The sequence below is a fragment of the Exiguobacterium sp. E17S genome, from assembly GCF_057772545.1.
Window position 1 is genome coordinate 1364350 of sequence record NZ_JBYLRU010000001.1, and the last position, 25838, is coordinate 1390187.

A 25838-nucleotide genomic window follows, 5' to 3' on the forward strand; every position below is an offset into this window, starting at 1 on the left:
TTGCTTCTATCACTTAACCTTTTGTTTCTCTCTGAACGAATTATTTGGTACAGTAGGAATAGAACCTGTAAGGAGGGGAATTTTAATGAAAAAACGCTATTGGATTATCGGATTGGCAGCAGCTGTCGTCGCCGCTTTCGCAGTGAAGAAAGCCGTTGATAACAAACAACTTTCTGCCGAGGAAGCGCTCGAAATCACGAAACGCACATTTTCAGCAAAAGGACGTGTCCAAGGTGCATGGATCTCTGCAACACCAGAGGCTTACGCATATGAGTCACGTGACTACCAAAGCTACAAAGGTGGCATCTCGGTCCTTGAAGGTGATGACGAAAAAACGTATCAATTCACAGTTGATGCCGAAACTGGCGCTTTACTCGAATACGCTTAATCAAAAGACCGTGCTTCGATCGACGAAGTACGGTCTTTTTTCCACGTTCATCTGAAGGAGGTATGATTCATGTCGATTCTTGCTACGCTGTTCGTTATCCTCGTTGCTTTGGAACACTTTTATATTTTAGCACTTGAAATGTTCTTTCTTTCTTCCAAAGCGGCTCGTCGAACGTTCGGTTTAACGGACGAAGCTGTTGCATCACAACAAATTCGGACACTTTTTGCGAATCAAGGCTTATATAATGGATTTTTAGCAGCCGGACTAGTATTTGGTCTGATTCGTCAGGATGTGGCTGTTCAATTGTTCTTTTTAGCATGTGTCATTATCGCTGCGTTTTATGGCGCCGTGACTGCCAATCGCTCCATTTTACTCAAACAAGGCTTGCCTGCCATACTTGCTTTCATCTTCGTGTTGCTTGCATGAGAAAAGCCCCTATCCGATTGGATAGAGGCTTTTTTCTTAATTAACGCGGGTTGTCGTTGCGTTCGTAGATCGGGTTCATGTATTCCGTCGTCGAGTATAGACGTGGAACAACGATGTATAAGATGACCGCTGGTACAGCGATGATCAACAACATCAAGAGTACCGGTAACCAGTAAACAACTTTTTGATGAAGATTATCCGAGTTACCGTCGATGTATTCTTTTACGCCATCAACTTTTGCAGCATCGGCACTCGTCAATAATTTACCGCTATCGGCATTGAAGAAGTGGATTTCACGTTTGATTGTGATGAAGATGCCGTCACGGACTGTCTCGATGACAGCGATCCCGCCGATGACTTCTTCTCCTTTTTCATTCGTGAACGTCTTCGGATCCTCGATTTCGACCGAACCTTTTTTATAATCGTAATGCGTCGTTGGTAATTCCTCATTTAATGCTTTCGTCATTTCTGAGGTATCAACCGCAGCAAGTACCGATTGACCGATACTTAATGCGAGAAAGAGCGCCGTTACGAAGGCTAAGCTTTTCTGCCACATCCCCAAATTCCCCCTTTACCTATAAGTACAAGTTCTTCAGTCAACAACATTGTACCAATTAATAAGAAAAAAGTGTGAAAGAAATACCAGGAAAATAAGAAAACTTTTTGTCTAAATTAATTTTGGTACGTTGCTTCCATCCGATAAATCGGTTGACCCATTGATGAAAAACGCTCTTCGTACTCTGTCCGGACGTTATCTTCCGGTTCATTCGCATGTAAATCAAGCGACATCCAGTCGAAGCGCATACCGTATGCTGACATCGTCATCAAACTCGATTCGAACAACTTCCGATTATCTGTCTTGAAGTGGATTTGACCTTTCGCCGGTAAAATATCTTCATATGTCGAGAGGAATGTTTTATACGTCAAGCGACGTTTCGCATGACGTGTCTTTGGCCATGGATCAGAGAAGTTCAAATATACGCGGGACACTTCGCCTTTTTCAAAGTAATCACGTAGATCTTTTGCATCGACCGTCAAGACGCGAACGTTCGATTGTGGTGTTTCGACCAATTTTTGAACGATCGTCACGGCAACGCTTTCGAATAATTCGATTGCGATGAAGTTGATATCCGGGTGTTGGTGCGCCATTCCGGTAATGAAGGCTCCTTTGCCTGATCCCACTTCGATGTAGATCGGGTTATCATTCTTGAACTCGCTAGCCCATGCTCCTTTAAGAGATGCTGGTTCTGCTATATAGATCGAGGATTGTTCCTTCATATAATCCTGCGCCCATGGTTTATGTCGTAAACGCACTATCGTTCATCCTTTCCAAACTTAAATTATCCGCAGATAAGTTTATCATGATTCGGGTAATTATATAAGAACTTCTTCGTTTCCCGTCGAAGAATGTTCAGCAGTTCGTCACTTGAGAAATAGTGAGCATTCTAATACACTTAAGGTACGTAAGAACCGAAAAGGAGGGCTATACTGTGGATGATTTCTTGATTAGTTGGGCATCTCCCATCGTTCTCGTCTTGGGAATCACTGCTTTGTTCGTCTGGGCGACTTTCGGAAAAGTCGACGTCGAATAAGGGCAATCTCTGTACCTTGTGTAATCGTACACAAGGTACTTTTTTTATTTTCTAAACGATTTTAGGTTGGTTTTACCATGAAACAGATGTATACTTTTTTCGAAACAGATAATTTATTACAGCTATCGAACACCAAAAACGTTGGTAAAAAGGAGAATTGTAATGAACGAAAATAAAAACAGTGATTCAAAAGAACTAGTACAGAAGAAAACAGGTGCGGATCTAGTTGTCGATTCACTCATCGAGCAGGGTGTCGATTACATCTTCGGTATTCCCGGCGCCAAAATCGATTCCGTCTTCAATGTGTTACAGGACCGGGGACCTGAACTGATTGTTGCACGGCACGAACAAAATGCTGCATTCATGGCTCAAGCCATCGGACGCTTAACGGACAAACCGGGTGTCGTCCTTGTGACATCTGGTCCTGGGGCATCAAATTTAGCGACTGGTCTTGTGACAGCGAACTCTGAAGGTGACCCTGTTGTCGCAATTGCCGGAGCTGTCACGCGAGCCGATCGTTTAAAACGAACACATCAGTCGATGGACAATCAGGCACTCTTTACACCGATTACGAATTTTAGTGCTGAAGTGCAAGATGCCGACAACATTCCAGAAGTATTATCGAATGCTTTCCGAACAGCTGAAACGACAGCTGGAGCTGCTTTCGTCAGTATCCCGCAAGACGTCGGGCTAAGCGAAGCGAACGTCACGGCGTTCCGTGCAGTTGAAGCACCAAAGCTTGGTGTTGCACCAGAAGCATGGGTCGATGAAACAGCCCGTCTGATTCAAGAGGCAAAACTCCCTGTCTTGTTACTCGGTATGCGTGCGAGTCAACCAGACGTCGTACACGCGATTCGTTCGTTACTCAAAAACGTCTCGATTCCTGTCGTTCAGACATTCCAAGCAGCCGGCACATTATCACGTGAGCTTGAATCGAATTTCTATGGACGTGTTGGATTGTTCCGTAATCAGCCAGGAGATGCGTTACTTGCAGAAGCGGATCTCGTCCTCTCAATCGGATATGACCCAATCGGTTATGACCCGAAATTCTGGAACCAACCAACGCACGACCGGACGCTTGTTCATATCGATCAAATGCGTGCTGAAATCGATCATTTCTATCGTCCAGATCATGAGCTTGTCGGTGATATGGCGAAAACAGTCGACGCGATCGCTGAACGCCTGCAACCACTCACATTACCTGAAAGCTCGGTTCAGTTCCTTGAAGGATTGCATCAACGTCTTGTCGATCGTGATGTTCCTCCTGTCGCGGATTCTCCATTGACGCATCCACTTTATTTCATGAAGACGTTGCGTGAAAAAATTGCGGACGATGTCACCGTCACGGTCGATGTCGGCTCACACTATATTTGGATGGCACGTCACTTCCGTTCGTACGAACCGCGCCACCTCCTCTTTAGTAACGGAATGCAAACGCTCGGCGTCGCACTTCCATGGGCAATCGCAGCTACACTCGTTCGTCCCGGAAAGAAAGCTGTCTCGATTTCAGGTGACGGCGGATTCCTCTTCTCTGCAATGGAACTTGAGACAGCTGTCCGTTTGAACTCACCACTCGTCCACTTCGTCTGGCGCGACAGCGGATTCGATATGGTCGCGTTCCAACAAGAGATGAAGTACAAACGGAAATCCGGTACGTCATTTGGTGACGTCGATCTCGTCAAATATGCGGAAAGCTTTGGAGCAAAAGGACTCCGCGTCAATCATCCTTCGGAACTCGCAGCAATCATGGATGAAGCACTCGCGACAGACGGTCCCGTCATCGTCGATGTACCGATCGATTACCGTGACAACATCGCGCTTGGAGAACAAGTTCATCTCGATCAATTGAACTAAGGAGGATTCACATGGCACACGATAAAACACTCGTCCAGATTTCAACGATGATGGCACTGCTTGACGGCGTATTTGAGAGTGAAGTCACGTATGCTTCCGTCCTTGATCAACGTGATTTCGGTATCGGAACGTTTGACCACTTAGACGGTGAGATGATTGGATTCGATGGTCAATTCTATCAACTCCGCTCAGATGGTAGTGCTCGACCGCTCCAACCTGAGACGACGACACCTTTCGCGACATTAACCCGTTTCGAGCCGGAACAAACCCTGACCGTGACGGAAGAGATGTCAAAAGCGACGTTTGAGCACTGGCTGAACGAACAACTCCCAACGGTCAATAGCTTTTATGCTATCCGGATTGACGGAACATTCACGGAGGTTCAGACACGAACCGTCGCACGCCAGGAAAAACCGTTCGTTCCAATCACGGAAGCTGTCGCTTCTCAAAGCGCTCGTACGTTCGAGCACACGGAAGGAACACTTGCCGGATACTATACACCACGATTCGGTCACGGTATCGCCGTCGCCGGATATCACCTTCATTTCATCGATGCTGCCCGCGCAGGTGGTGGTCACGTCTTTGACTACACAGTTAAGAACGTCACCGTCACATTCGAAGAAAAGCCACAACTTGATTTACGTCTACCGACGACAGAGGCTTATCGATCGGCAGATCTCGAAAGTCACGATATTGAAAAAGAGATTAAAATCGCAGAAGGTTAAGCAAAAAGCGTGTCGTTCCTTTTCGGAATGACACGCTTTTTAGTCGTTTGAGTATTCAAGTAGCTGTTCAAGAAAATGATAACTGTCGTCGACATCCGGATGACGCGTATCTTCATACCAGTAGAGTGACAATACCGCTTGCGCTACGACATACCAGTGCATGCGTCGCTTCAAATCACTCGTTAAAGGATGTCCATAATGTTCGAACCATTCTGGCCAAGCCGCTTCGTCGACATAACTGTATAACATCATTCCAAGATCGTACGCACGGTCAGCAATGATTGCATCATCCCAATCGTTCAGATAGAGTTGACCGTCTGCTCCCGTCAACCAGTTATTGTGGTTCAAATCTGAATGACAAACGACCTGCTCATCCGTTCTGACCTGCTCCAGATTTTGTTCGAGGTAAACCATCGCATGTTCCACGAGCTCCGGATCCTCTAAATCATCCGGTTGGAAGTACAAACGACATTGTCGCAATAACTCATCAGGTTCGATCGGGCGCTGGTCAAGCTGTTGTAGCATGAACAGTAATTCCTTCGAATCATGGATTTTCCCAAGCAAACGTGCTACTTCAGGACGTTCCATCATTTCAGGCTCTAACTCGTCGCCTTCAATGAACTGTTGGGCACTGATGACGTCCCCACTATAAATCCGTTTCGTCCATAATAACTTCGGAACGATTCCGTCTGCGGATAAAATCGCCAAAAAAGGCGATGAATTTCGTTTTAAGAACAACTTCGATTGTCCGGTTGAAGCGATATACGCTTCTCCTGTGATTCCACCTGCTGGCGTAAGGGTCCAGCCTTCGCCAAGCGCATCTAAAATATCTAATTCCATTATAATCCGCTCAACTTTTTTAGTAGATTTGCCTAAGGCACAATGCTTATCTTAACACGTTGCGATCGTTGTTGACAACGGAAGGACCTGAATCCTGTCGACACCTTTCAGAAGCGGGTCGACCGAGGCCTCATCCCCTTGTACATGCACATTCCAGCGCGAATGATCAAGTGAGACTTCAACGATTTCGCGCGTCGTATTGTAAACGATGAGCGTGCGTTGCCATGCATCATACGAGTGGACCGCTCCAAGTTCATAAGCAATGACACCCGGACGTAAGTCGATGAAATGAAGCAACTCGCGAATCTGATTTGCTCGGTGCAACCGGAATCCGCCATGCATCCTACGAATCTGCAAAATCGTCTTGATGTATGTGACAAGGGACAAATGATCATCTCGGCGCTCCCAGTCCATTCGATTGATCTCGTCTGGTGCGTTATAGCTGTTTTCAACACCTTGTTTCGTACGCAAGAACTCTTGACCTGCGTGAAGAAACGGAATCCCTTGCGCAAACAAGGCAATCGTCTGAGCTAGACGACTCATCCGCAATAATTGCTGTTCATCCGCCTCTGGACAAGATAATTTTAATTTATCGTATAACGTATGATTGTCATGCGCCTCGACATAATTGATGGAATAGGTAGGTTCCGGAAAACGTCCGTACGTTTGATTGTCGATGTGGATACTTCCCGCAATCCCGTTTCGGACCTCCCCTTCCTTCCATCCATCTCCGGCAACGAATCCTCGGTCGAACTCACTGAACGTCGATCCTTTTAACGCGTCACGGAACACATCATTAAAATGGGCGATCCGCGGCATTTGCGCAGCGGAGGCACTCATCGCCTTTAATCGTTCCGGTAACGCTGTCGCAAGATCCCATCCTTCTCCATACACCAGAATCGTTGGATCAATCGCATCGAGCGCCGCACGAACATCGTTCATCGTCTCAATGTCATGAATCCCCATCAAATCAAATCGAAAGGCATCAATCCGGTAGACTCGAGCAAAGTACGTCAAACAGTCAACGATCAGGCGGCGCATCATGAATCGCTCGGATGCGGTATCATTTCCGACACCTGTTCCGTTCGATAGTGTTCCGTCTACTTCGTAGCGGAAATAATAACCAGGGACAAGTTGTTCGAGAGAGGAGCGTTCTCGAATGAAGACGTGATTCATGACGACATCGAATGTGACACGAATGCCTGCTTCATGGAGTCGCTCTACCATTTCCGCGTATTCTCTGACGCGAACGAGTGGTTCAACCGAACTCGCATAACTCCCAGCTAGCCCGAACCAAAGCATTGGGTCGTATCCCCAGTTATATGGAGACCGTGTCCGTTCATCGGTCGTCTCAAAAAAGTGGACTGGTAGCAATTGCAGATGGGTAATCCCGAGATCCAGGAGATAATCAAGTCCCGTCGCATGACCTCGAGGAGAGCGCGTTCCTTTTTCCGTCATCCCTGCGTATTGACCCGGATGACTTGAACCAGCTGAGTGATCGATCGTGAAATCACGGATATTCGCTTCGTAGATGACAGCGTCTGACGGTTTGACGAACAGAGGACGCGCGACACGCTTCGGGAACCACTTGGTCATCGTCCGTTCGACGTCAACGATGACGCCGTATCGACCATTCTCCGATATCGCACTAGCGTACGGATCGACGACCTCTTGTGTGCCAAGGTATGTCGTCACTTCATACCGATACCAGCACTCTGCGATATCTTGTTCCAGTTGAAGATGATAGGCGCCTTGCTCTTGTCGCTCCATTTCGTGCTTTTTGAGTAATCGTTCATCTTGATCGTACACGACACACATGATCCGTTCTGCGACCGGTGACCAAACAGCAAAGTGAAATGCTCCCTCTTCTTCCCAGACACCGAGCTTCCCTTCGTAACGGTACTTGCGCTCGAATGCTTCCGTCCGGACTAACCGGTCGGGAACAACGCGTATTGACCGACCTGCTCCGAATACCTCATATCGGCATTCTAGCTCGATCGACTCCAGAACCGTCAATTCATAAACCACCAGTTGTTCCTCACGGTGTGTCTCGACTTGCTGGATCGCAAGTGATTGTCCATCACATTCAAGCGACCAGTGGATTGACGGATTGCCTTCGACCTCGACCCGGATGCTCTGGAACGATAAGAACTCCGCCCGGATCACTGGTATCGCTACTTCTTGATTCGTCATCTCTTTCGCAACGACAATGCCGTCGCTCCCTCCCTTACTCTTGGATTCGAGACTGTCCCTCACTTTGAATCGCCATGTGAAACGGAATCGATACCGTCTCTTTTAGGATTTTTTCACACACCCGCATCTGAAATGCCTTTGTATGTGTCGCATTCGCATTTATCCGTTGCACCCAGTTCGGAAAATCAACTTTATTGATATACGTCGTCGTCGTTTCCTTTGGAATTTGATCAAAATAACCTGAAGGGGCGAGAATGACTCGTTCGATCGGCAAGACGTAATCTCGACCGAGTACGACCCGTAAAATATCTTCTGTCCGCTTTAAACCGATGTTCGGATTCAAAATTTGTTTCGCAGAAGCCTTAAACGGCTGCTCCCGCCATAACTTATCTCGCCGGATATGATAGATACTTTCGTCGCCATCGAGCCATTCCATGATATAGATCGCGGACGGACCGACGACAAATGGGCTCAACTCGACTTCTCCGACTTGATATTGGATGACCGCTCGATAAAACATCGCATATTGTTCATTTAGTAGATGCAGCATCTGATAGAAGTCTAAATGACGTTTTAATGGAATCCGCCAAATGTCCTCCTCTCCTGCTCCGCCAGTGACGTTCAAGAGCTTTTGTAACTCGAGACGTTTTTTGTACCATTTATCAAACGCTCTTCGGGATAATTGTTTACCCGGAAGTTGAATGACTTCACTTTTTTTCATCACTTGCCACCACTTCTTCGGACGGATGAGCGTCTCCCCTGGAAACAACTCTCCTGCCTCCCATCTGCGGTAGACATGGGCATAATCAAGTGCCTGGTGTTCACCGAATCGTTTCGTCATCTCTAGCGGATTTTTTTCAAATCGACTATCTAAGTCATATAGTTTCATCAAAATTGCGATGGGGATCACCTCATTCCTCTTCACCTAGATGAATCCGATAAACCGGCTCATATCGCGGTGAAACCTCTGGTCGTACTTCAAATAGAACGAGTTCACGAACAGTCCACTCTACTGATCGGATCGGACTCGTCTCCCATTCGGCTGCCTCAGTCCGCCATTTTTTCGCGATCGTGACATGCGGAACGAATGGTCTGGTCGAATTCGGATCAATCTGTTCCACTAATTGAAACAATTCTTCCGATTCCGTTCCAAATCCTACGACGCGTGGTCGTTCATCCCGACCGAACGTGATCAAACGATCGAATCGTAGCACGAACGGTTCCATCGTACGCGCGATCTGCTGTAACTGCTGTTTCCACGACTGCTGTTCTTTTTCCTCCAATGGACCGAAAAAACGAAGTGTTAGATGATACTCTTCTAACGTATAGACGTTACGAAAGTACTCAGGTAGCGATAATCGTTCAGCAAGATTCGCTAAATCTTTAGAAGGAATCGGTAAGGCAATGAAAAAGTGTCGTTCTTGTCTCATCGTCGCGTTCACTCCTTCATACGACCACTGATACCATACAGAATCGCGCCTAGGATACTACTACTTGTATATACCCAAAAGACGATATAGATTGTACTCTTCTCGAGTACAAAACCACTCATCAGATTAAACAACGCTGTCGCGAGTCCCGTCGTCGTTGCCATATATGTACTGACGGCTGTTGCGACCATCGTCTCTGGAACGAGCGATCGGACATAGTCTAAGGCGACAGGGATCAACAGACCTACGATCATTCCTTGCATCGCAGATAATACCCACAGCATGACGATTGGAAGTTCTAAAGCAATCATCGCCGTCCGCGCAGCCGACAACAAGGAGACGAATACAAGAACCGGAATCGCTCCGAATCGTAATAACAGACGCGTGGCGATGCGCATGAACGGAATTTCGCACAGAACGGCGACAAAGAATAATGTTCCGACGAGTGCCGTCGTCTCGCCACGAATCGTGACGTAGCTGCCAAAGTAATAATTGTTGGCGAAGATGGGTCCGAAGATCAAACTCCCCCCTGCTAGGAACAACAGGAAGCGTCGATTCGAAAAGAGCTGTTTTAACGGTACGGGTTGCTGATGTGAAACATGGACGCTGCCCGTCTCTTCAATACCGATCAGCACAAGGAAACCGAGAACCCATGCTGCGCCAGTTGCGTAAAAAATCAGATTTAGTCCGCCACCCTCAGTGATTTGCCCAAGAACAAAAACAGCTAAAGCGAACCCTGCTGAGCCGAAAAGACGTAAAGCGCCGTAATCCACTTTACGCTTTCGCGTGTACTCAATCGCTAATGTATCCACGAGCGGAATATGCGCACACTGGAACAACGCCCAGACACAAGAAATCAACAATAAAAGCAGATAAGCAGACGTCAGTAAGTAACTGAGTGTAAAAATACCGGCAGCAAGCATCGCGACGAGTAAGAGTCGTTTCGGTTTCCCGAGTCGATCCGCCGCGATTCCCCAGATAGGTTGTAGGAAAATGGAGAGAATCGGTCCAATCGCAACGATTGTTCCGATCTCTGAAGCCGACAGTCCGAACGCGTCGTTTGAGAAATAAAGTGCGAGATACGGAATGAGTGCTCCTTGCCCAAAGAAAATAAAGAAATATAAGGCTTGGAAATGATAGGTTTGACGATTTTTCACACGGAACTTCCTTTCAAGAAGCAATCCCCCCATCTTTACGATGCGGGGATCATCAATCATTATTTTGCGAGCTCATAAATCGCTTCTGCATAGATCGCGACAGCAAGCAATAGTTCATCAAAATCAACATATTCATCGACTTGGTGGGCAACTTCAGGACCACCCGGGAAGACTGGACCAAAAGCAACTCCCGCCGTCAATGAACGCGCATATGTGCCGCCACCAATTGCTATCAAATCAGCTGATTGGTTCGTGTGGCGCTCATAAACGGCACTTAGCGTCTTGATCAATTCATGGTTTGGATCGACATGGTGCGGTGTCATATGCGTCCGCGTCTGCAATTCAAAACCATATCCTGCCGCGGCTTCCTTGATGATTTGCAGACGTTCCGTGAAGTCTGCTGTATACGGGTAACGGATATTGATCGATGCCGTTCCTTGCTCTTCAGCGTAACGGAATACACCGCCATTGATTGTTAAGTCACCTGTCTCGTCTGAAGCAGCGACACCAATCGCTACACCGCGAGAATCCCGGAACATATGCGTCACGAGTTGAATGTAACGACGACCGTTATAATCCAAGTGAAGCGTATTGAGGAAACGCGCCAAATGTAAAGCAGCATTTTTACCATTGTCCGGCTCCATCGCATGGGCTGCGACACCGTTGACATCAAGGACGAGACCTTCCGTTTCTTGCTTGACAGTTCCCGTCAAACCTTGTTCTTCAAGATAACCATGGAAATCCGTTTCAAGCGTTCCTACTTCGACGACACGAAGAAGCGCTTGGGCATGACCTGGAACCATGTTCGGACGTTCACCACCTTCAAAGCGAACGAGATGGTAGCCTGTATCAGATGCTTGCGCTGGTTTCCCTTGAATCAATAATCCGTCATAGAGTCCTTTTTCCGCATTGATAATCGGGAAGTCGGCATCTGGGGCAAAACCGAGTGTTGGCATCTCTTCATGTTTGAAGTAATGATTGACACAACGCCATTCACTCTCCTCATCCCCTCCTGCAATCAGACGGATTCGCTTCGAGAGTGGTAAGCCAAGCTCTTTGACGATTTTCAAAGCATAATAAGCTGCCATCGTCGGTCCTTTATCATCGATTGCTCCACGCGCATACAGTTTTCCATCTACAAGCGTCGGATTGAACGGACCGTATGTCCAGTGATCGCCACCAGCTGGTACGACGTCTAAGTGACAAAGAATACCGAGTAACTCTTCCCCTTGACCATACTCCAAATGTCCTGCATACCCATCGACATTTTTTGACGTGAACCCATCGCGTTCCCCTGTCGCGAGCATCCAATCGAGGGCACGTTTGACTTCATGACCAAACGGTGCGCCCTCTTCGATCGTGGATTCGTCGAGTACACTCGGAATCCGTAATAGTTCTTTTAAATCTTCTAATAAGTCCTCGCGACGTGCGAGGACTTCCTCTTTCCAATTCACCATCTGATTTCGCTCCTTCATTACGGGTTTTGGATTCGTTTCCTATACACCTTCCTAGTATAGCGAATATTCGTTCAGATACGAACATCCAAATTCTGTTTTCTTTTTTATTTATTTAAATGACGAACATTAATCTAAAATAAAACCCTAATCATCGACTTTACAAACCATTTGAATATATTTTTTATGAAAACGTTCGGTTAAATTACTTGCATTTTAATATCAAAACGTTATACTAAAGGCGAAACAACTGGATATTGCATTGTCTTTTGTCACCCGAAGCTTTAGAACACTATTCTATCCATTGGGGGAGTGGTTATACCAATGAAAGATTCTACAGACCGTATGTTGACCCGGATTAAATCGATTTATCTCTACATCCAAGAGAACGGAGCTACTACGACAGCAGAGTTGGTTGAAGAGTTTGGCATCACTTCAAGAACCGTCCAGCGGGATTTGAACGTGCTCGAATACAACAATCTCATTGTGAGCCCTCGACGCGGTACATGGACGTCGAGTAAGAAACAAAAGCAAGCGGGTTGATCCACTGTTTCACTATGTATATCTTTCGATGACGCGATCCTTCGCGTCTTTTTTTTGTTATCTTTTTTAAAACGTGGGGTATAGCTATTGGGAGAAGGAGATGATAAGCATGAATATTTTAATCATTGGAGCAAACGGAACGACGGGACGCAAAATGGTCGAATTGATCGCTAAACAAGGAGATCACCAAGCCGTCGCTGTCGTACGGGAAGAAAATCAAATCAACGATTTGATTGCACTCGGTGCATCTGAAGTCAGACTTGGGGATTTGACGAAGGATGTCAGTGGCGTCGTCAGTAACGCGGACGTCGTCATCTTTGCAGCGGGTGCTGGTGGCGCATCGGACGAATTGACACGCGCCGTCGATCAGGAAGGTGCGATCAAAGTCATCGATGCAGCAAAAGCCAACGGAATCAATCGTTTCCTAATGCTCAGTTCAGTCGGTACGGAAGAACCGAAAGGCGAACTAAAAGTATATCTCGAATCGAAAGCAGCAGCAGACGCTCACCTAAAAGAAAGCGGACTCGACTATACGATCGTCCGTCCTGGTCCACTCAGCTACGATGACCCCGCAGGTACTGTTGAAACGAAAGAGCATTTTGATTCATACGAAGATCGTAAGGTGTCTCGTGACGATGTGGCGGCGCTGTTCGTTCACTTGATCGATCACCCGACACAGTCTCGTGTATTCGAAGTACTCAGCGGTCCTTATCCGATCGCAGAAGCACTACGTAATCAATAATTGAATCCCACAATAAAAGGCGATGGAATGCACATTCATTCCATCGCCTTTTCGTTTTGCTTATTCAGGTTGCCAATCAAATAACGCCAATTCCTCTTGTGTCAGTTCACGGTAGTCCCCGAGTTCAAGTGCCGGATCAAGCTCCAAGCGACCAATCGAGCGTCGTTTCAAGAACGTGACCTCTTTACCGAGAGCAAGCATCATCCGTTTGACTTGATGGAATTTCCCTTCCGTGATCGTCAATTCAAGCGTTGAATCTGTTTCTGTCGTCGATAAGATGACGAGTTTTCCTGGCTTTGCTTGATAACCGTCTTCTAAGGTGACGCCTTCCGCAATTGCCTCGACGTCTTCTTGCGTCAATACACCTGTCACTTCCGCGTAATACGTTTTTTCGACGTGTTTCTTCGGAGACATCAAGGCATGATTGAACGATCCATCGTTTGTCAGTAACAACAAGCCTTCAGTATCCTTATCAAGTCGTCCGACCGGAAAAGGTTTGAAATACGTCACGTCTTCAAACAATAGATCAATGACGGTCTCATCTCGTTTATCCTCCGTCGCACTAATGACACCCGGTGGTTTATTCATCATCAAGTAGATGTATTTTTGATACGTGACCGATTCGCCGTACATCAGAACCTGTTGCGTCTCGACATCGACATGTTGTTTCGGATCACGTACGATCTCACCATCGACTTGAATTGCCCCTGCCTTGAGCAAAAGTTTTACTTCTTTTCGGGAGCCTGCCCCCATGTTGGATAATAGTTTATCTAGACGCATGACCTCGTCCTCGTTTCAATGAAATTTTACGTCCTAATACGACTTCTGCTAATCCACTCCAAATCGAGAGTCCAGCGAAAATCACGATTCCAACTGCCGCACCAATGATCAGGATCAACAGAGATGCCCATGTCGTCTCTGGTAAGAAGGACACCATTCCCCACTTCACGAGTGCAACACCTGCTCCCATCAATGCACTGATGATTAGAATCAAAGATGTCCGGCGCAAGACCGTACTGAATGGGAACTTCACCGTTTGTGTGATCCGGAAGAACATCAATCCCGTCGCAACGAGATAACCAATGATCGTCGCATAACCAGCACCCGTTCCATCACCCGTCAAATGAATCAACGGCGCATTCAAGAGATACTTCGCAAGTAGTCCAGCAAGTGTTGCGATGATCGTGAAGTACTGACGGTTAATCCCTTGAAGGACGGCTGCCGTAACAGAATACAAGGCAAGGAACAGCGCACTCGGCGCATAACTTAACAGATAGACCCAGGCCGCTTGATCTTTCGGGAAGAGCACATGGAACGTTTCTTCACTGAGGAGAATCATCCCGACGACTGCCGGAATCGTCACGAAGAAAACGAGTTGATAAATCTGTGAGATTTGAGCCCGTACTTTCCGCATATCGCCTTGCGTAAAGGAAGCTGTCAACAGTGGAGTTGCCGACAACGACAATCCTGTTGCGACCGACACCGGAATCAAGACGATCTTATGACTATCCGCAATCAGATAGGCAGTCGCGTTTCCGGCCGCTTCGAGCGTGTAGCCGATACTTTGTAATGCGGCATTCATCGTATTCTGGTCGATGACTTGATAAAGGGGTGTCGAAAGACCAACCATGACGATTGGAATCGCATACGTCAATAATTCCTTATACAAATCCGTTAACGGGCGATCCGGCGAACGGACGGTTTGAGTAGCACGAAGTTCTTGCAAGCCGCTGGCACGTTTGCGGAAATAATAGATAAGAACCGCAACACTACCGATTGCGCCAATGAAGGCGCTGAACGTTGCAATCGTTGCGGCAAATGCTGCACCTGAATCAAATAAGTAAATCGCGATACTGACTCCTGCAAGCAAGAAGATGATTCGGACGATTTGTTCCAAGATTTGCGAAATCGCTGTTGGTCCCATCGATTGATATCCTTGGAAGTAACCTCGGGTCATACTCATCGGTGGAATCAAGAGTAAAGCGAAACTCACGCCACGAATCGTCATCGTGACGGCATCAACGTAGGCTGCTGAATCAACGTCACCACCTGGAATCGCCCGGTGTGCTAAATACGGTGCGAGAAAGAATAAAGCGAGGAAGGAAACAATCCCGGTCAAGGACATGATTTTCAGACCAGACCGATACAACCGTTCACTCGTATCATATTCTCCTAATGCATTGTATTTGGCGACGAATTTCGAGACGGCGACAGGAATCCCCGCTGTCGCGAGTCCGATCATGATCGCATAATAGTTATAGGCATAGGTATAGAACATGATGCCTGTCGCGCCGACCATGAACTGAAACGGAAAGAGATAAATCAAACCCAGTGCGCGGGAAATCAGTGACGCACCGGACAGGAGCATCGTTCCACGAACGAATCCTGAATTGCCGGAAGAAGTAGACTGCTTATTACTGACTGTGGACATGGTAACATCCCTCACGCTTTCTAATTTTTAAACTCGACACTCTGATCGTGACTGTCTCATTATACAAGTTCTCTCGTACACAATTGCAAATCATTATACCGCTGTCTATCTTGAATTGAAAGAGACGGTTTGTTTACAGTCGCAACTTCTGCTAAAGTGAAACAAGCAGAATTCTATGAATGAGGTGACCTTATGTACGATGTAATCGTAATCGGAGGCGGACCGAGCGGCTTGATGGCGACGCTCGCCTCTTTACAGGCTGGAGCTCGAACACTCCTGCTTGATAAAGGAAATAAATTAGGTCGGAAGCTTGCGATCTCTGGCGGCGGACGTTGTAACGTCACGAACCGAAAACCACTCGACGAACTCGTCCAGTCGATTCCAGGAAACGGACGTTTCCTTTATAGTGCCTTTTCTCAATTCAATAATGAATCGATCATCGAACTCTTCGAAGGGTTTGGTGTCGCCCTCAAAGAAGAGGACAATGGACGGATGTTTCCTGTCTCGGATAAAGCAGCAGATGTCGTCCGTGTATTGATCGACCAAATCCGCGCGCATGGTGCCGAGATTCAAACAGACGCGCAGGTCGCTACGCTCGACTTCCATCCAGACGGTTCTTTTGCAGCTGTCATCTTAGAGAACGGCATGCGTCTTGAAGCAAAAAGTTGCATCGTTGCAGTCGGCGGACAATCTGTTCCACATACCGGTTCGACAGGTGACGGCTACCCGTGGGCTGAAAAAGCGGGTCATACGATCACGGAACTCTTCCCAACTGAAGTTCCAATTTTGTTAGGTGATACGTTCATTCATGAAAAAACATTACAAGGGCTGTCGCTACGTGACGTCGCCTTAACGGTCCACGGCAAAAAAGATAAAGCAATCAAAACACACACGGGCGACTTACTCTTTACCCACTTCGGTTTAAGCGGTCCGATTGCTTTACGCTGTAGCCAGTACACGATCAAGGAGCGCAAACGTTCGAAGGAGACGATCGTCCATTTATCAATCGATCTCTTCCCGGACGAATCCCTCGGTGCGTTAACCGAACGCTTCCAAGCCGCGCTTGCAGCAAATCCCAAGAAAACGGTACGCAACGCCCTCCGCGGCTTCGTGCCGGAACGTCTGCTTGAACTTCTATTTGCTCAAATCGGCTTTGGCGATGAAGTCTGCACACAAGTCAAGAAACAGGACTGGACGGACTTCTTGCAAAAATTAAAGCGATTCCCACTTAAAGCAACGGGAACGCTCGACTTTGATAAAGCTTTCGTCACGGGTGGTGGCGTCTCAATCAAAGAGATTGATCCAAAGACGATGATGTCGAAAAAAGCAGAGCGGTTATTCTTTGCCGGGGAGATTCTTGATATCCACGGCTATACAGGTGGTTACAACATCACCGCTGCATTCGTGACGGGTCATTGCGCCGGTAGTCACGCCGCAGAGATGGCACGTGATACTGTCTTTTAATATGAACAAGACCCGATTCTTCTGCTTAGCAGAGGAATCGGGTCTTGTTCTGTCAGGATTTAATCAATCGGTGTAAACGATCGGCTTGAGAATTTATCCGTTACGACTAACGCGAACAACTCATTATCTTGCACGAAAATCCCTTTCGAACCATATACTTTCGGACTAGCTGTCTCGCCCGTGATCGTTTTGTCCTTTCGATCGATCGAATAGAGATAGAGCGCTTCTGAATCGAGTGTGTAGATCCGACCTTGTCGTTCAGCAAGACCAATCGGACGGAACTCAGACTCGAACGATTTCTTCGCATCACTTCGCATCCCACTCGCCGCTTCAATCTTCTCACGTTTGATGACTGACAGATAAGGCGGTTTCTGTTTTTTCTTCAATGCACGTTTTTTCTTTTCCGAGGCGTCAGGATCAATCTTGATCTTATCCTCTTTCATCGCGAAATAAGTCACCTCGACTCGTCCCAGTGCTCGAATATGATTAATCGTATAGAATTCTTTTTTCTTCGCATCATATCCAAGACCATGGAAACTATCCCGTATCGTCGTTCCTTGTACTTTTTCACGTTTTTCTTCGCTCCAGACACCGTCTTTTCGCGTAATCGTGACCAGAATCTGATTCGACGTCAGTAACGCGACTGTCTCCCCGTCAACGAGGGTCATACCGTCAAGACCAGCGAGCAACAACTTTCCTTCTTCTAACTGGAAAGATGCGTTGATACGTTCTCCGGTTCCACTGATTTCAAAGAAACGATAATCGTCTGTGACGACGAGGTACGAACCAATGGAATCATCATATAACATGTGTTGGACATTTTTGATTAACGGCTCTTCCGGGTTCGGAATAGCTGAAGGCGTTTTCGGTGGCACCTGTTTAACGGCTGCCTGATGCTTCGATTGCGTCTCGATTTTCGCGAACGTTTCCTGAATACGTGACAACGTCTCCGGCTTCGAGAAGACGAGCAGTACGCAAAGGATCAACCCCGAAACGACAGCAAAAATCGTTGTATAGACTATATAAGATCGTTTCATTGATGGTACTCGCCTTTCTTTCTCGGTTTCTGATTCAGTGTAGCAGAAGGTCGTTGAAAAAAAAAGCAGACTTGCGACGGAAATGAAGAAACCCCCTCCATTCGCGTCAAACGAATGAAAGGGGCTATGGCTTAGTTTGCCACGATGTTGATCAATTTTTTCGGTACGACGATGACTTTACGAACTGTTTTGTCGCCAATCCATTCTTGTGTCTTTTCATCAGCAAAGGCAAGTGCTTCGATTTCTTCTTTTGTCGCATCGATGTTGATTTCGATTTTCGAGCGAACCTTTCCGTTCACTTGAATGACGAATTCCATCGTATCGCTGACGAGTTTCGATTCATCGAATGTTGGCCATGCCGCATACGTCAATGTCTCTTCAAATCCAAGTTGTTCCCAGAGTTCCTCACCAAGGTGTGGTGCGACTGGTGTTAACAATTGGATGAATCCACGAAGGAAGTGACGCGGAAGAACCGGCTGTTTATTTGCTTCGTTGACGAAGACCATGAGTTGCGAAATTCCGGTGTTGAACTGGATGTTCGCGAAGTCTTCCGTGACCTTCTTGACCGTCTGGTGGTACGTCCGCTCGAAGTCAGCATCGACTTCTGTGACGTCCTGAATGTCTGCTGTCCGTTCGAACAAGCGCCAGACACGATCGAGGAAACGACGCGCCCCGTCAAGACCGTTCTCCGACCAGGCAACTGATGCATCGAGTGGTCCCATGAACATTTCGTACAAGCGTAACGTATCCGCACCATGCGATTTGACGATTTCATCCGGATTGATGACGTTACCGCGTGATTTCGACATCTTCTCGTTGTTCTCTCCAAGAATCATCCCTTGGTTGTACAACTTCTGGAATGGTTCTTTTGTTGGTACGACGCCTGCATCATACAAGACTTTATGCCAGAAGCGCGCATACAACAAGTGGAGAACGGCGTGTTCCGCACCACCAATATAAATATCGACTGGAAGCCAGTATTTTAATTTTTCTGGATCCGCGATCGCCTCTTCATTGTGCGGATCGATGAAACGAAGATAATACCAGCAGCTTCCGCCCCATTGTGGCATCGTATTCGTCTCACGACGCCCTTTCATTCCTGTTTCAGGATCCGTATAATCCAACCAGTCTTCCGCAAGCGCAAGTGGTGATTCGCCTGTACCAGACGGTTTGATTTCCGGAATGATTGGAAGTTCAAGCGGTAACTCCTCTTGGCTGAGCGTCTTCATCGAACCATCTTCCATATGAACGACTGGAATCGGCTCGCCCCAATACCGTTGACGACTGAACAACCAGTCGCGGAGACGATACGTGATTTTCTTACGTCCGACTTGATTCGTTTCGAGTTCAGCAATCATCGTCTCGATTGCTTCTTGTTTTCCAAGACCATCAAGCATATGCGAGTTGACGTGTTCGCCCTCTCCTGTATAGGCTGCTTCATCAACGTTGCCACCCGCGACGACTTCAACGATTGGCAAGTCGAATTGTTTCGCGAATTCATGATCGCGCTCATCGTGTCCTGGGACCGCCATGATTGCACCCGTTCCGTACGAAGCAAGGACATAATCAGCGATCCAGATTGGAAGACGATCACCTGAGATTGGATTGACGGCGAAAGCACCCGTGAAGACGCCTGTTTTTTCCTTCGCTAAATCCGTCCGCTCGAGGTCCGACTTCGTTTGGACTTGCGAAATGTACGTATCGACGGCTTCCTTGTGATCTGCTGTCGTGATGTTAGCTACGAATGGATGCTCCGGCGCAAGCACGAGGTACGTCGCACCAAAGATTGTGTCCGGACGTGTCGTAAAGACCGTGACTTGTTTTTTGTGTCCATCAATCGTGAAATCGATCTCAGCACCTTCTGATTTCCCGATCCAGTTCCGTTGCATCTCTTTGACAGAATCCGGCCAATCGAGGTCATCGAGATCTTCAAGAAGACGATCCGCATATTCCGTGATTTTCAAGACCCATTGACGCATCGGGACACGCACGACTGGATGATTTCCGCGTTCAGATAATCCGTCGATGACTTCTTCATTCGCAAGAACGGTTCCAAGTGCTGGGCACCAGTTGACCGCGACTTCGTCCACGAACGCAAGTCCTTTTTCATACAACTTCGTAAAGATCCACTGTGTCCATTTGTAATACTTCGGATCCGTCGTGTTGATTTCACGATCCCAGTCATAAGAGAATCCAAGTTCTTTCAACTGACGCTTGAACGTCTCGATGTTTTTCGCTGTGAATTCACGTGGGTCATTCCCTGTATCGAGGGCGTATTGTTCTGCTGGTAACCCGAACGCATCCCATCCCATTGGGTGCAAGACGTTGTATCCTTGCATCCGTTTCATCCGTGCGAGGATATCGGTTGCTGTGTAGCCTTCCGGGTGACCGACGTGGAGTCCGGCACCTGACGGATACGGGAACATATCAAGGGCATAAAACCCTTCTTTTTCTGGATCTTCTGTCGTGACGAAGGCGTTGTCTTGATCCCAACGCGCCTGCCATTTTGGTTCGATTTCGCGATGATTGTACGGCATGTCTTTTCCTCCTCTAATCTAAAAAAACCGGTCCTCCGCCCCTAGGAATAGGGACGAAAGACCGGTTTGGCTTCCGCGGTACCACCCACGTTGTCTGTCTATGACAGACCGCTTGATTCACGGATAACGGTGTGAAAGACCGGATTCGCTACTACGACTTCACGAATCGTGCTCCCTGACGAGTTCACGGTTGTTACCGACTGGTTCGCACCTTCCACCAGCTCTCTTGACGGCACCTTTCCCCTACTACTTCAGTTCCATGCAATTGACTATCTTTTCCTAGTGTAATCTGTTTCTTCCTCAAGCGTCAACGCTTCCGTAAAATTTCCTCGATTTCTGCATGCGATCGTGCTACATGATCCGCTTGTTCTAGACGTTGCATCGGCATCCGATCATCGAGAAGCGCAATCACTTCCATGCCTGCTGCTTTTGCGCCGATCATCCCGTTTGCAGCGTCTTCAATGACGAGACAATCTTCAGGCGCGTGCCCGATTCGTGATGCTGCAAGATGAAAAATCGCAGGATCAGGCTTTGAACGCACGACTTCTTCCCCACTGACGTAATGTGTGATGGGAAGCTCATAATGACGGATGACGCGTTCGATTTTTTGAAGCGAACTTGAGGAGGCAATCCCGATATCGTAACCAAGAGACGCCGCTTGCTCGATGACTTGTTTGACTCCCTCTTTTAAACCACATTCCTCCGGTTTTGCATGAATTTGAAACAACCGATGTTCTTCTTCTAGTAACGCACTAGCTGTTTCTTTTAGCTGATGCTGGGCGACAAGCTCTTCCCACATCTCATCACCTGTTTTTCCCATGAACGTCGCATACTGAACTGGATCGAGCGGAATCGATAACGTTTTGAACATTTGCTGATGGACTTCGAAGTAGCGAATTTCACTATCTAAAATGACCCCATCCATATCAAAAATAAGACCTCGTTTTTTCAAGACACATCCCCCTTAATGATCTATCATGATTTCAGCATATCAAAAAAACGACTACACGATGTAGTCGTTTCGCCTTCTTCATTTAGTTACTGTTTAACTTGTCGCCATTTGGACACTAGTTTGTCGGTAAGCTGGAAAATAATCCGAATCAGCATCTGACCCGTATCGTACACATAACTGATCGTATATGGCTGGTTGAAGAATGGATTTTCCTTGATGATACTCAAATAAACGATACCCGGTGTAACGGCATTTACTCTCAAAGAGACTATCCCGTTCTTGATATCCACCCCCGAGATGTTGTTCGACGAGACCGCGTGCTTTCGTCTGAAGAATCGCTTCGTACTCGAGTCGCTGATTCGGGAACATCTTCGCTTCGTCCCGCTTACAACCAATCAAATGACCGTGGGCATATTCTTTTCCGAGCAATACGAAGTATCCACCAACAGGTTCTCCGTCGATTTCCGCAATCAGTAACAATGGCTCACAGAGTGGATTTGCTTCAAATAATTGTTCAAAATAACTGTCCGTAAAATAGTAATGAGCCGAAGCATTCTTCCGGTCCATCGTTTCATGATACAACGCTACAAAGACAGGTAGGTCGTCTCGTGTTCCTGTTCTAACGGTTAAAGGAGAGGCAAGCGATTTGCGAATCATACTTCTCGTCTTCTTATGAAATGTCTGCATGATGTCTTCTATTGAAGGGCGTAAATCGATACTCGTCGTATGACGGATGAAGGAGACTTTCGTCCAATCCCGCATGAAGCGTTCATTACCCGTCAATGGATTAAAGCGAATCATTTCCGAGACGATCGCTTCTCGCTTTGCCCACCTTTCAAACAATAAGCGTGCATGCTGCATTTCAGTCGCAGTCAGTTGACCGATGATTTCCGGTCCACCATAGCCATACGGCGTGATGAGATCTGAATAAGGCGTATCAAAAATCCGGCGCTTTAAAAAGGGATAGAACAGTGTTCCTGCATCACCTTCATAACGGAATAGCACCGCTTGCTCAGACGGTCTAGCGTTGAGCGTGACATATTGGTGACTGTAGAAGATATCAAGAGGCTGTTGCTGTACGTGTGTCGTCCAAGTTGCGGCATCTGTGATGAATTGACACCTTTCCATTCGTGCACCTCCAGTCAAAAAGAAGCAACGTTCATATGACCTTTCTTTTTCAAGTTCTTGATTAAAAAGTACCCGTTTCTTTGCCGAAATATTCCATATTATTAAATGTTTATTTTATGATTTTCGAACGAATGACGTAACAAAAGACAGCGGTCATAATGTCCGCTGTCTTACAGATGATGTTCATGATGTGATTTTTGGAATGGCACGAAGGAAGACGACGCCCGCTAACAGAATCAATCCAATCAATGTCAAGAAGACCGCTGACATACCAGATAAATCGTAGATCAACCCTCCAACGGTCGGACTGATCATTCGCCCCGCTGAAGCAGCAATATTGACGTACCCTTGGAATTCTCCTTCTTTTCCGATTGGCGCGAGTCTCGCTGCCATGGCAGGAACCGCTGGCCAGATGAACATTTCACCAATCGTCAGGATGATCATCGCGACGAGGAACATCTTGAATCCTCCTGCGAACGGAACGATCAGATAAGACAAGAGGAAGATTCCTGTACCGGTCATCAATTGTCGCTTTAAGTCATCTCCAAACCAACGAAGAATTGGTGTTAGTAAAGGTTGTGCGAACACGATGAGTGCTCCGTTAATCGTCCAAAGAATCGAGTATTCGGAAATCGTGACACCGAGCGATTTCGTATGTACAGCAAAGGTTCCTTGCCACTGTACATAAACGAACCAAAGTAAGGCATAACCAATCGAGACGAGCAACATCGTCCGTGCCGCACCGCGTGCAAGGGGTGTGCGTGTCGTTTCGATCTCGTCATGCACCGCATGCATCCGCGCCGGTGCCTGAATCCAGGACAAACCAACGAACAAAATGATGGCAAAGGCGATGTAGAGGACGAGATTGGCGATGAAGATGTACTGAATCGAAAAGGCAGCGATTTGACCGCTGACAGCTGTCCCGAGCGCTACACCAACGTTTTGTGCGACATAGATCGCATTAAAGGCACGACGCCCGCCTTCAGGCCAAATGACACCCGTCATCGCGTAGATCGTCGGAAAAACCATCCCACCGACGAATCCAATCAATCCAAGCATCGCGACGTATCCGAGGTACGTCTGATGAAACAGCAACAAGCCGACGGAAGACAGGACAAGTCCGATGACACTGATGACAAGCGTCTTCTTGCCACCGAGACGGTCAAACGCTTTTCCACCTAAGTAGTTTCCGACGATTGCTAAGGCCGAGTTGACGAACAACGCCATCCCTGCTTTTGTCATCGACTCTCCTAGATATTCATGAATATATAATGTATTAAACGGCCATAAAAAAGAGGATCCCGTCGTATTGATGGCCATCGCAAGGACGAGGATCCAGACCGCTTTTGGTAATTTTGGCATACCTGTGGTCCTCCTATTTCATTCTCAACCTTGCCACTTTACGCAATCCGTCCCCTAGCTGTCAAGCCACTTCGCTTTTCGTCAACGAATCAAAAAATGATATAATGCAGAAAGAATCTTGCACATACTGAACCATTACTAGAAAAACAGATCATAGGAACAGGAGTCTATGCCATGTCACTTGCCCGTGTACTACCTTATACGAAACAATTACTCGAGTCCGTTATCGAACCCGGAGACTGCGTCGTCGATATGACTGCCGGAAATGGACATGATACACAGTTTTTAGCAGAACGCGTCGGTCCAGAAGGTCGAGTCCTTGCGTTCGACGTCCAGGCACAAGCCATCGAGGAATCGACTCGACGTCTCGACGAAGCCGGAATGTTAGCACGCGTCGACCTTTATCATGAAAGCCACATCCATGTCGGTGCCCGTCTTTCGGACGAACAACGTCCTGTTCGTGCCGGTGTCTTCAATCTCGGCTACCTGCCTGGAAGCGACAAATCGATCACGACGACAGGTGAAGAGACGCTCGAAGCACTCGATGCCCTCCTCCCGGTCCTCGCTCCCGGCGGTCTTGTCGTCCTCGTCGTCTATCACGGTCACCTGGAGGGAAAACGGGAACGCGACGCTGTCCTCGATTACGTCACAGCCCTTGATCAGCAAGATTATGCCGTTCTCCAGTACCGTTTCTTGAATCAACAAAATCATCCCCCGTTTATCATCGCGATCGAGAAAAAAGTACGCGGATGATGGGACACAAAAAAGTGATGCCCCTTTTTAGAGGCATCACTTTTGTTATTTCATTCTTCAACAAGCTTAAAGAACAACATTAATTTTTCTGCAAACCGTGTGTTCAACCGTTCGAAACTAAAATGCGGAAATCCGTGTAGACGTTGTAAGTAAATCTGATCGCCACCCATTTTCCGGCATACTTCAAGCGTCAACTTGACGTCTGCGAACTGATCGTCCGGTGCATAAAAACAAGCCAAGTTCACACGCGGCAGTTTTTTTCGTTCCTCGTCATGTACGACGATCTCTTCTTCGATTTCCCGGTACTGTGCATAGGTCAGTTCACCGATGCGAACGGTATCTTCCGTACTTTGACCAAACGGCAACGTACCGAGTGGCGCATCGGGCCGGAAACGATCGAACGCACTTGCAAAGACTTGTTTGACGCCTCCGAGTTGTTTTGACGGATGCCAATCAAACAACGGTGAAATGAACGCAAGGCTTGCGACCGGTAATTCATATTCTTGCAACAGACGATTGACGACGAGTGCGCCCATGCTACAGGCAACGATATGAATCGGTAGCTTGCGTTTCCCGGCTTCACGTAATGCTTCTTTTAACAGTTGACCATGCTCTTCAAACGAGATGCGACGTGGTGCGTCGACAAGTAATACTTCATACTCTCGTTCGAGTACCCGAATCAAGGCTTCACTCGGACGGGCACGCAGTTGTAACGGATAGACTAATACGATGATTCCTGTTGGTTGTTCAACCACAAACTCACCTCTTCACTTCATACTTCCTTTTTACGATACCTTATTTCAAACGCACACGAAACCGTCCCAAGACGG

25 protein-coding genes and 1 other annotated feature are annotated in these 25838 nt (G+C 47.3%); of the genes, 9 read left to right on the forward strand and 16 right to left on the reverse strand.

Going from position 1 to position 25838, the window contains the following annotated elements:
* Positions 1 to 85: 85 nt before the first annotated feature.
* Both AC3B4V_RS07060 and AC3B4V_RS07065 read left to right on the forward strand, forming a co-directional pair.
* Positions 86 to 388 (forward strand): PepSY domain-containing protein, encoded by a 303-nt coding sequence (locus tag AC3B4V_RS07060; RefSeq protein WP_012371126.1) that lies wholly within the window; start codon positions 86 to 88, stop codon positions 386 to 388.
* Between the two features lie 69 nt (positions 389 to 457).
* On the forward strand, positions 458 to 814 hold the full coding sequence (locus AC3B4V_RS07065) for a DUF1304 domain-containing protein (RefSeq protein ID WP_488378038.1): 357 nt from the start codon (positions 458 to 460) through the stop codon (positions 812 to 814).
* A 40-nt stretch (positions 815 to 854) separates the two neighbouring features.
* On the opposite strand, the gene AC3B4V_RS07070 is transcribed toward AC3B4V_RS07065, so the two are convergent.
* Together AC3B4V_RS07070 and trmB are read right to left on the reverse strand one after the other, a co-directional pair.
* Positions 855 to 1370: a hypothetical protein gene (locus AC3B4V_RS07070; RefSeq protein WP_223040700.1), complete on the reverse strand. Its 516-nt coding sequence runs from the start codon at positions 1368 to 1370 to the stop codon at positions 855 to 857.
* A 116-nt stretch (positions 1371 to 1486) separates the two neighbouring features.
* Positions 1487 to 2128 (reverse strand): tRNA (guanosine(46)-N7)-methyltransferase TrmB, encoded by a 642-nt coding sequence (gene trmB / locus AC3B4V_RS07075; protein WP_023469086.1) that lies wholly within the window; start codon positions 2126 to 2128, stop codon positions 1487 to 1489.
* A gap of 176 nt (positions 2129 to 2304) precedes the next feature.
* On the opposite strand from trmB, the gene cydS reads away from it, so the two are divergent.
* The 3 genes from cydS (at position 2305) to budA (ending at position 4985) form a co-directional block, all read left to right on the forward strand.
* A complete protein-coding gene (gene cydS, locus AC3B4V_RS07080; protein ID WP_023469087.1) occupies positions 2305 to 2406 on the forward strand; it encodes a cytochrome bd oxidase small subunit CydS family protein in 102 nt (33 codons plus the stop codon).
* A 162-nt stretch (positions 2407 to 2568) separates the two neighbouring features.
* On the forward strand, positions 2569 to 4260 hold the full coding sequence (alsS, locus tag AC3B4V_RS07085) for an acetolactate synthase AlsS (RefSeq protein ID WP_050678597.1): 1692 nt from the start codon (positions 2569 to 2571) through the stop codon (positions 4258 to 4260).
* A gap of 11 nt (positions 4261 to 4271) precedes the next feature.
* Positions 4272 to 4985, forward strand: coding sequence for an acetolactate decarboxylase (budA, locus tag AC3B4V_RS07090; RefSeq protein ID WP_488378039.1), 714 nt, complete (start codon positions 4272 to 4274; stop codon positions 4983 to 4985).
* A gap of 39 nt (positions 4986 to 5024) precedes the next feature.
* Here the strand turns inward: budA and AC3B4V_RS07095 are convergent, their stop codons facing one another.
* The 6 genes from AC3B4V_RS07095 to pepV are packed head-to-tail and all read right to left on the reverse strand — an operon-like array spanning position 5025 to position 12062.
* Positions 5025 to 5825 (reverse strand): phosphotransferase family protein, encoded by an 801-nt coding sequence (locus AC3B4V_RS07095; RefSeq protein WP_087681261.1) that lies wholly within the window; start codon positions 5823 to 5825, stop codon positions 5025 to 5027.
* A 51-nt stretch (positions 5826 to 5876) separates the two neighbouring features.
* Positions 5877 to 8018 carry a type I pullulanase gene (gene pulA, locus AC3B4V_RS07100; RefSeq protein ID WP_488378040.1) on the reverse strand — a complete coding sequence of 714 codons (2142 nt, stop codon included), beginning with the start codon at positions 8016 to 8018 and terminating at the stop codon, positions 5877 to 5879.
* A 34-nt stretch (positions 8019 to 8052) separates the two neighbouring features.
* Positions 8053 to 8928, reverse strand: coding sequence for a hypothetical protein (locus AC3B4V_RS07105; protein WP_488378041.1), 876 nt, complete (start codon positions 8926 to 8928; stop codon positions 8053 to 8055).
* 1 nt (position 8929) lies between these two features.
* Positions 8930 to 9448, reverse strand: a complete 519-nt coding sequence (gene thpR / locus AC3B4V_RS07110) for an RNA 2',3'-cyclic phosphodiesterase (protein ID WP_488378042.1) — start codon at positions 9446 to 9448, stop codon at positions 8930 to 8932.
* A gap of 8 nt (positions 9449 to 9456) precedes the next feature.
* On the reverse strand, positions 9457 to 10605 hold the full coding sequence (locus tag AC3B4V_RS07115; protein ID WP_488378043.1) for an MFS transporter: 1149 nt from the start codon (positions 10603 to 10605) through the stop codon (positions 9457 to 9459).
* A 59-nt stretch (positions 10606 to 10664) separates the two neighbouring features.
* Positions 10665 to 12062 carry a dipeptidase PepV gene (gene pepV / locus AC3B4V_RS07120; RefSeq protein WP_223040705.1) on the reverse strand — a complete coding sequence of 466 codons (1398 nt, stop codon included), beginning with the start codon at positions 12060 to 12062 and terminating at the stop codon, positions 10665 to 10667.
* A gap of 321 nt (positions 12063 to 12383) precedes the next feature.
* Between pepV and AC3B4V_RS07125 the strand changes: the two genes are divergently transcribed.
* A complete protein-coding gene (locus tag AC3B4V_RS07125) occupies positions 12384 to 12602 on the forward strand; it encodes a DeoR family transcriptional regulator (protein ID WP_023469095.1) in 219 nt (72 codons plus the stop codon).
* Positions 12603 to 12711: 109 nt separating this feature from the next.
* A complete protein-coding gene (locus AC3B4V_RS07130) occupies positions 12712 to 13344 on the forward strand; it encodes an SDR family oxidoreductase (protein WP_347355286.1) in 633 nt (210 codons plus the stop codon).
* Between the two features lie 60 nt (positions 13345 to 13404).
* Here the strand turns inward: AC3B4V_RS07130 and AC3B4V_RS07135 are convergent, their stop codons facing one another.
* Both AC3B4V_RS07135 and AC3B4V_RS07140 read right to left on the reverse strand, forming a co-directional pair.
* Entirely contained in the window at positions 13405 to 14124 is a 720-nt protein-coding gene (locus tag AC3B4V_RS07135) for a pseudouridine synthase (protein ID WP_488378044.1), read from the reverse strand.
* The gene (locus AC3B4V_RS07140) at positions 14111 to 15775 is read right to left on the reverse strand and encodes a putative polysaccharide biosynthesis protein (protein ID WP_149427736.1); all 1665 of its coding nucleotides are present in this window, start codon (positions 15773 to 15775) and stop codon (positions 14111 to 14113) included. Before AC3B4V_RS07140 ends, AC3B4V_RS07135 begins: the two co-directional genes overlap by 14 nt.
* Before the next feature lie 192 nt (positions 15776 to 15967).
* Here AC3B4V_RS07140 and AC3B4V_RS07145 point away from each other — a divergent pair, with 192 nt between their 5' ends.
* Positions 15968 to 17239: a BaiN/RdsA family NAD(P)/FAD-dependent oxidoreductase gene (locus AC3B4V_RS07145; RefSeq protein ID WP_050678607.1), complete on the forward strand. Its 1272-nt coding sequence runs from the start codon at positions 15968 to 15970 to the stop codon at positions 17237 to 17239.
* Positions 17240 to 17298: 59 nt separating this feature from the next.
* On the opposite strand, the gene AC3B4V_RS07150 is transcribed toward AC3B4V_RS07145, so the two are convergent.
* The 5 genes from AC3B4V_RS07150 to AC3B4V_RS07170 all read right to left on the reverse strand — a co-directional run bounded on the left by AC3B4V_RS07150 (position 17299) and on the right by AC3B4V_RS07170 (position 24255).
* Positions 17299 to 18276, reverse strand: a complete 978-nt coding sequence (locus tag AC3B4V_RS07150) for a hypothetical protein (protein WP_149427738.1) — start codon at positions 18274 to 18276, stop codon at positions 17299 to 17301.
* 131 nt (positions 18277 to 18407) lie between these two features.
* Positions 18408 to 20813 carry a leucine--tRNA ligase gene (gene leuS / locus AC3B4V_RS07155; RefSeq protein WP_488378045.1) on the reverse strand — a complete coding sequence of 802 codons (2406 nt, stop codon included), beginning with the start codon at positions 20811 to 20813 and terminating at the stop codon, positions 18408 to 18410.
* Between the two features lie 46 nt (positions 20814 to 20859).
* Positions 20860 to 21082, reverse strand: a binding site (T-box leader).
* A gap of 38 nt (positions 21083 to 21120) precedes the next feature.
* On the reverse strand, positions 21121 to 21765 hold the full coding sequence (locus tag AC3B4V_RS07160) for an HAD family hydrolase (protein ID WP_214805300.1): 645 nt from the start codon (positions 21763 to 21765) through the stop codon (positions 21121 to 21123).
* 93 nt (positions 21766 to 21858) lie between these two features.
* Entirely contained in the window at positions 21859 to 22893 is a 1035-nt protein-coding gene (locus AC3B4V_RS07165) for a peptidoglycan bridge formation glycyltransferase FemA/FemB family protein (protein ID WP_214771170.1), read from the reverse strand.
* A 183-nt stretch (positions 22894 to 23076) separates the two neighbouring features.
* On the reverse strand, positions 23077 to 24255 hold the full coding sequence (locus AC3B4V_RS07170) for an MDR family MFS transporter (protein ID WP_488378046.1): 1179 nt from the start codon (positions 24253 to 24255) through the stop codon (positions 23077 to 23079).
* Positions 24256 to 24408: 153 nt separating this feature from the next.
* On the opposite strand from AC3B4V_RS07170, the gene mnmM reads away from it, so the two are divergent.
* Entirely contained in the window at positions 24409 to 25008 is a 600-nt protein-coding gene (mnmM, locus tag AC3B4V_RS07175) for a tRNA 5-(aminomethyl)-2-thiouridylate-methyltransferase MnmM (RefSeq protein ID WP_255343803.1), read from the forward strand.
* Between the two features lie 50 nt (positions 25009 to 25058).
* Here mnmM and AC3B4V_RS07180 read toward each other — a convergent pair whose 3' ends face one another.
* A complete protein-coding gene (locus AC3B4V_RS07180) occupies positions 25059 to 25763 on the reverse strand; it encodes a serine aminopeptidase domain-containing protein (protein WP_035396459.1) in 705 nt (234 codons plus the stop codon).
* Positions 25764 to 25838 lie beyond the last annotated feature (75 nt).

Excerpts from the sequence above, each read along its gene's own strand:
- AC3B4V_RS07060 (WP_012371126.1), top strand. The coding sequence starts at position 86 with ATGAAAAAACGCTATTGGATTATCGGATTGGCAGCAGCTGTCGTCGCC.
- AC3B4V_RS07070 (WP_223040700.1), bottom strand. The coding sequence starts at position 1,370 with ATGTGGCAGAAAAGCTTAGCCTTCGTAACGGCGCTCTTTCTCGCATTA.
- alsS (WP_050678597.1), top strand. The coding sequence starts at position 2,569 with ATGAACGAAAATAAAAACAGTGATTCAAAAGAACTAGTACAGAAGAAA.
- pepV (WP_223040705.1), bottom strand. The coding sequence starts at position 12,062 with ATGGTGAATTGGAAAGAGGAAGTCCTCGCACGTCGCGAGGACTTATTA.
- AC3B4V_RS07130 (WP_347355286.1), top strand. The coding sequence starts at position 12,712 with ATGAATATTTTAATCATTGGAGCAAACGGAACGACGGGACGCAAAATG.
- AC3B4V_RS07170 (WP_488378046.1), bottom strand. The coding sequence starts at position 24,255 with ATGCCAAAATTACCAAAAGCGGTCTGGATCCTCGTCCTTGCGATGGCC.
- budA (WP_488378039.1), top strand. The coding sequence starts at position 4,272 with ATGGCACACGATAAAACACTCGTCCAGATTTCAACGATGATGGCACTG.
- pulA (WP_488378040.1), bottom strand. The coding sequence starts at position 8,018 with ATGACGAATCAAGAAGTAGCGATACCAGTGATCCGGGCGGAGTTCTTA.
- AC3B4V_RS07150 (WP_149427738.1), bottom strand. The coding sequence starts at position 18,276 with ATGAAACGATCTTATATAGTCTATACAACGATTTTTGCTGTCGTTTCG.
- AC3B4V_RS07125 (WP_023469095.1), top strand. The coding sequence starts at position 12,384 with ATGAAAGATTCTACAGACCGTATGTTGACCCGGATTAAATCGATTTAT.
- AC3B4V_RS07140 (WP_149427736.1), bottom strand. The coding sequence starts at position 15,775 with ATGTCCACAGTCAGTAATAAGCAGTCTACTTCTTCCGGCAATTCAGGA.
- AC3B4V_RS07065 (WP_488378038.1), top strand. The coding sequence starts at position 458 with ATGTCGATTCTTGCTACGCTGTTCGTTATCCTCGTTGCTTTGGAACAC.
- AC3B4V_RS07145 (WP_050678607.1), top strand. The coding sequence starts at position 15,968 with ATGTACGATGTAATCGTAATCGGAGGCGGACCGAGCGGCTTGATGGCG.
- leuS (WP_488378045.1), bottom strand. The coding sequence starts at position 20,813 with ATGCCGTACAATCATCGCGAAATCGAACCAAAATGGCAGGCGCGTTGG.
- AC3B4V_RS07095 (WP_087681261.1), bottom strand. The coding sequence starts at position 5,825 with ATGGAATTAGATATTTTAGATGCGCTTGGCGAAGGCTGGACCCTTACG.
- AC3B4V_RS07135 (WP_488378044.1), bottom strand. The coding sequence starts at position 14,124 with ATGCGTCTAGATAAACTATTATCCAACATGGGGGCAGGCTCCCGAAAA.
- AC3B4V_RS07165 (WP_214771170.1), bottom strand. The coding sequence starts at position 22,893 with ATGGAAAGGTGTCAATTCATCACAGATGCCGCAACTTGGACGACACAC.
- thpR (WP_488378042.1), bottom strand. The coding sequence starts at position 9,448 with ATGAGACAAGAACGACACTTTTTCATTGCCTTACCGATTCCTTCTAAA.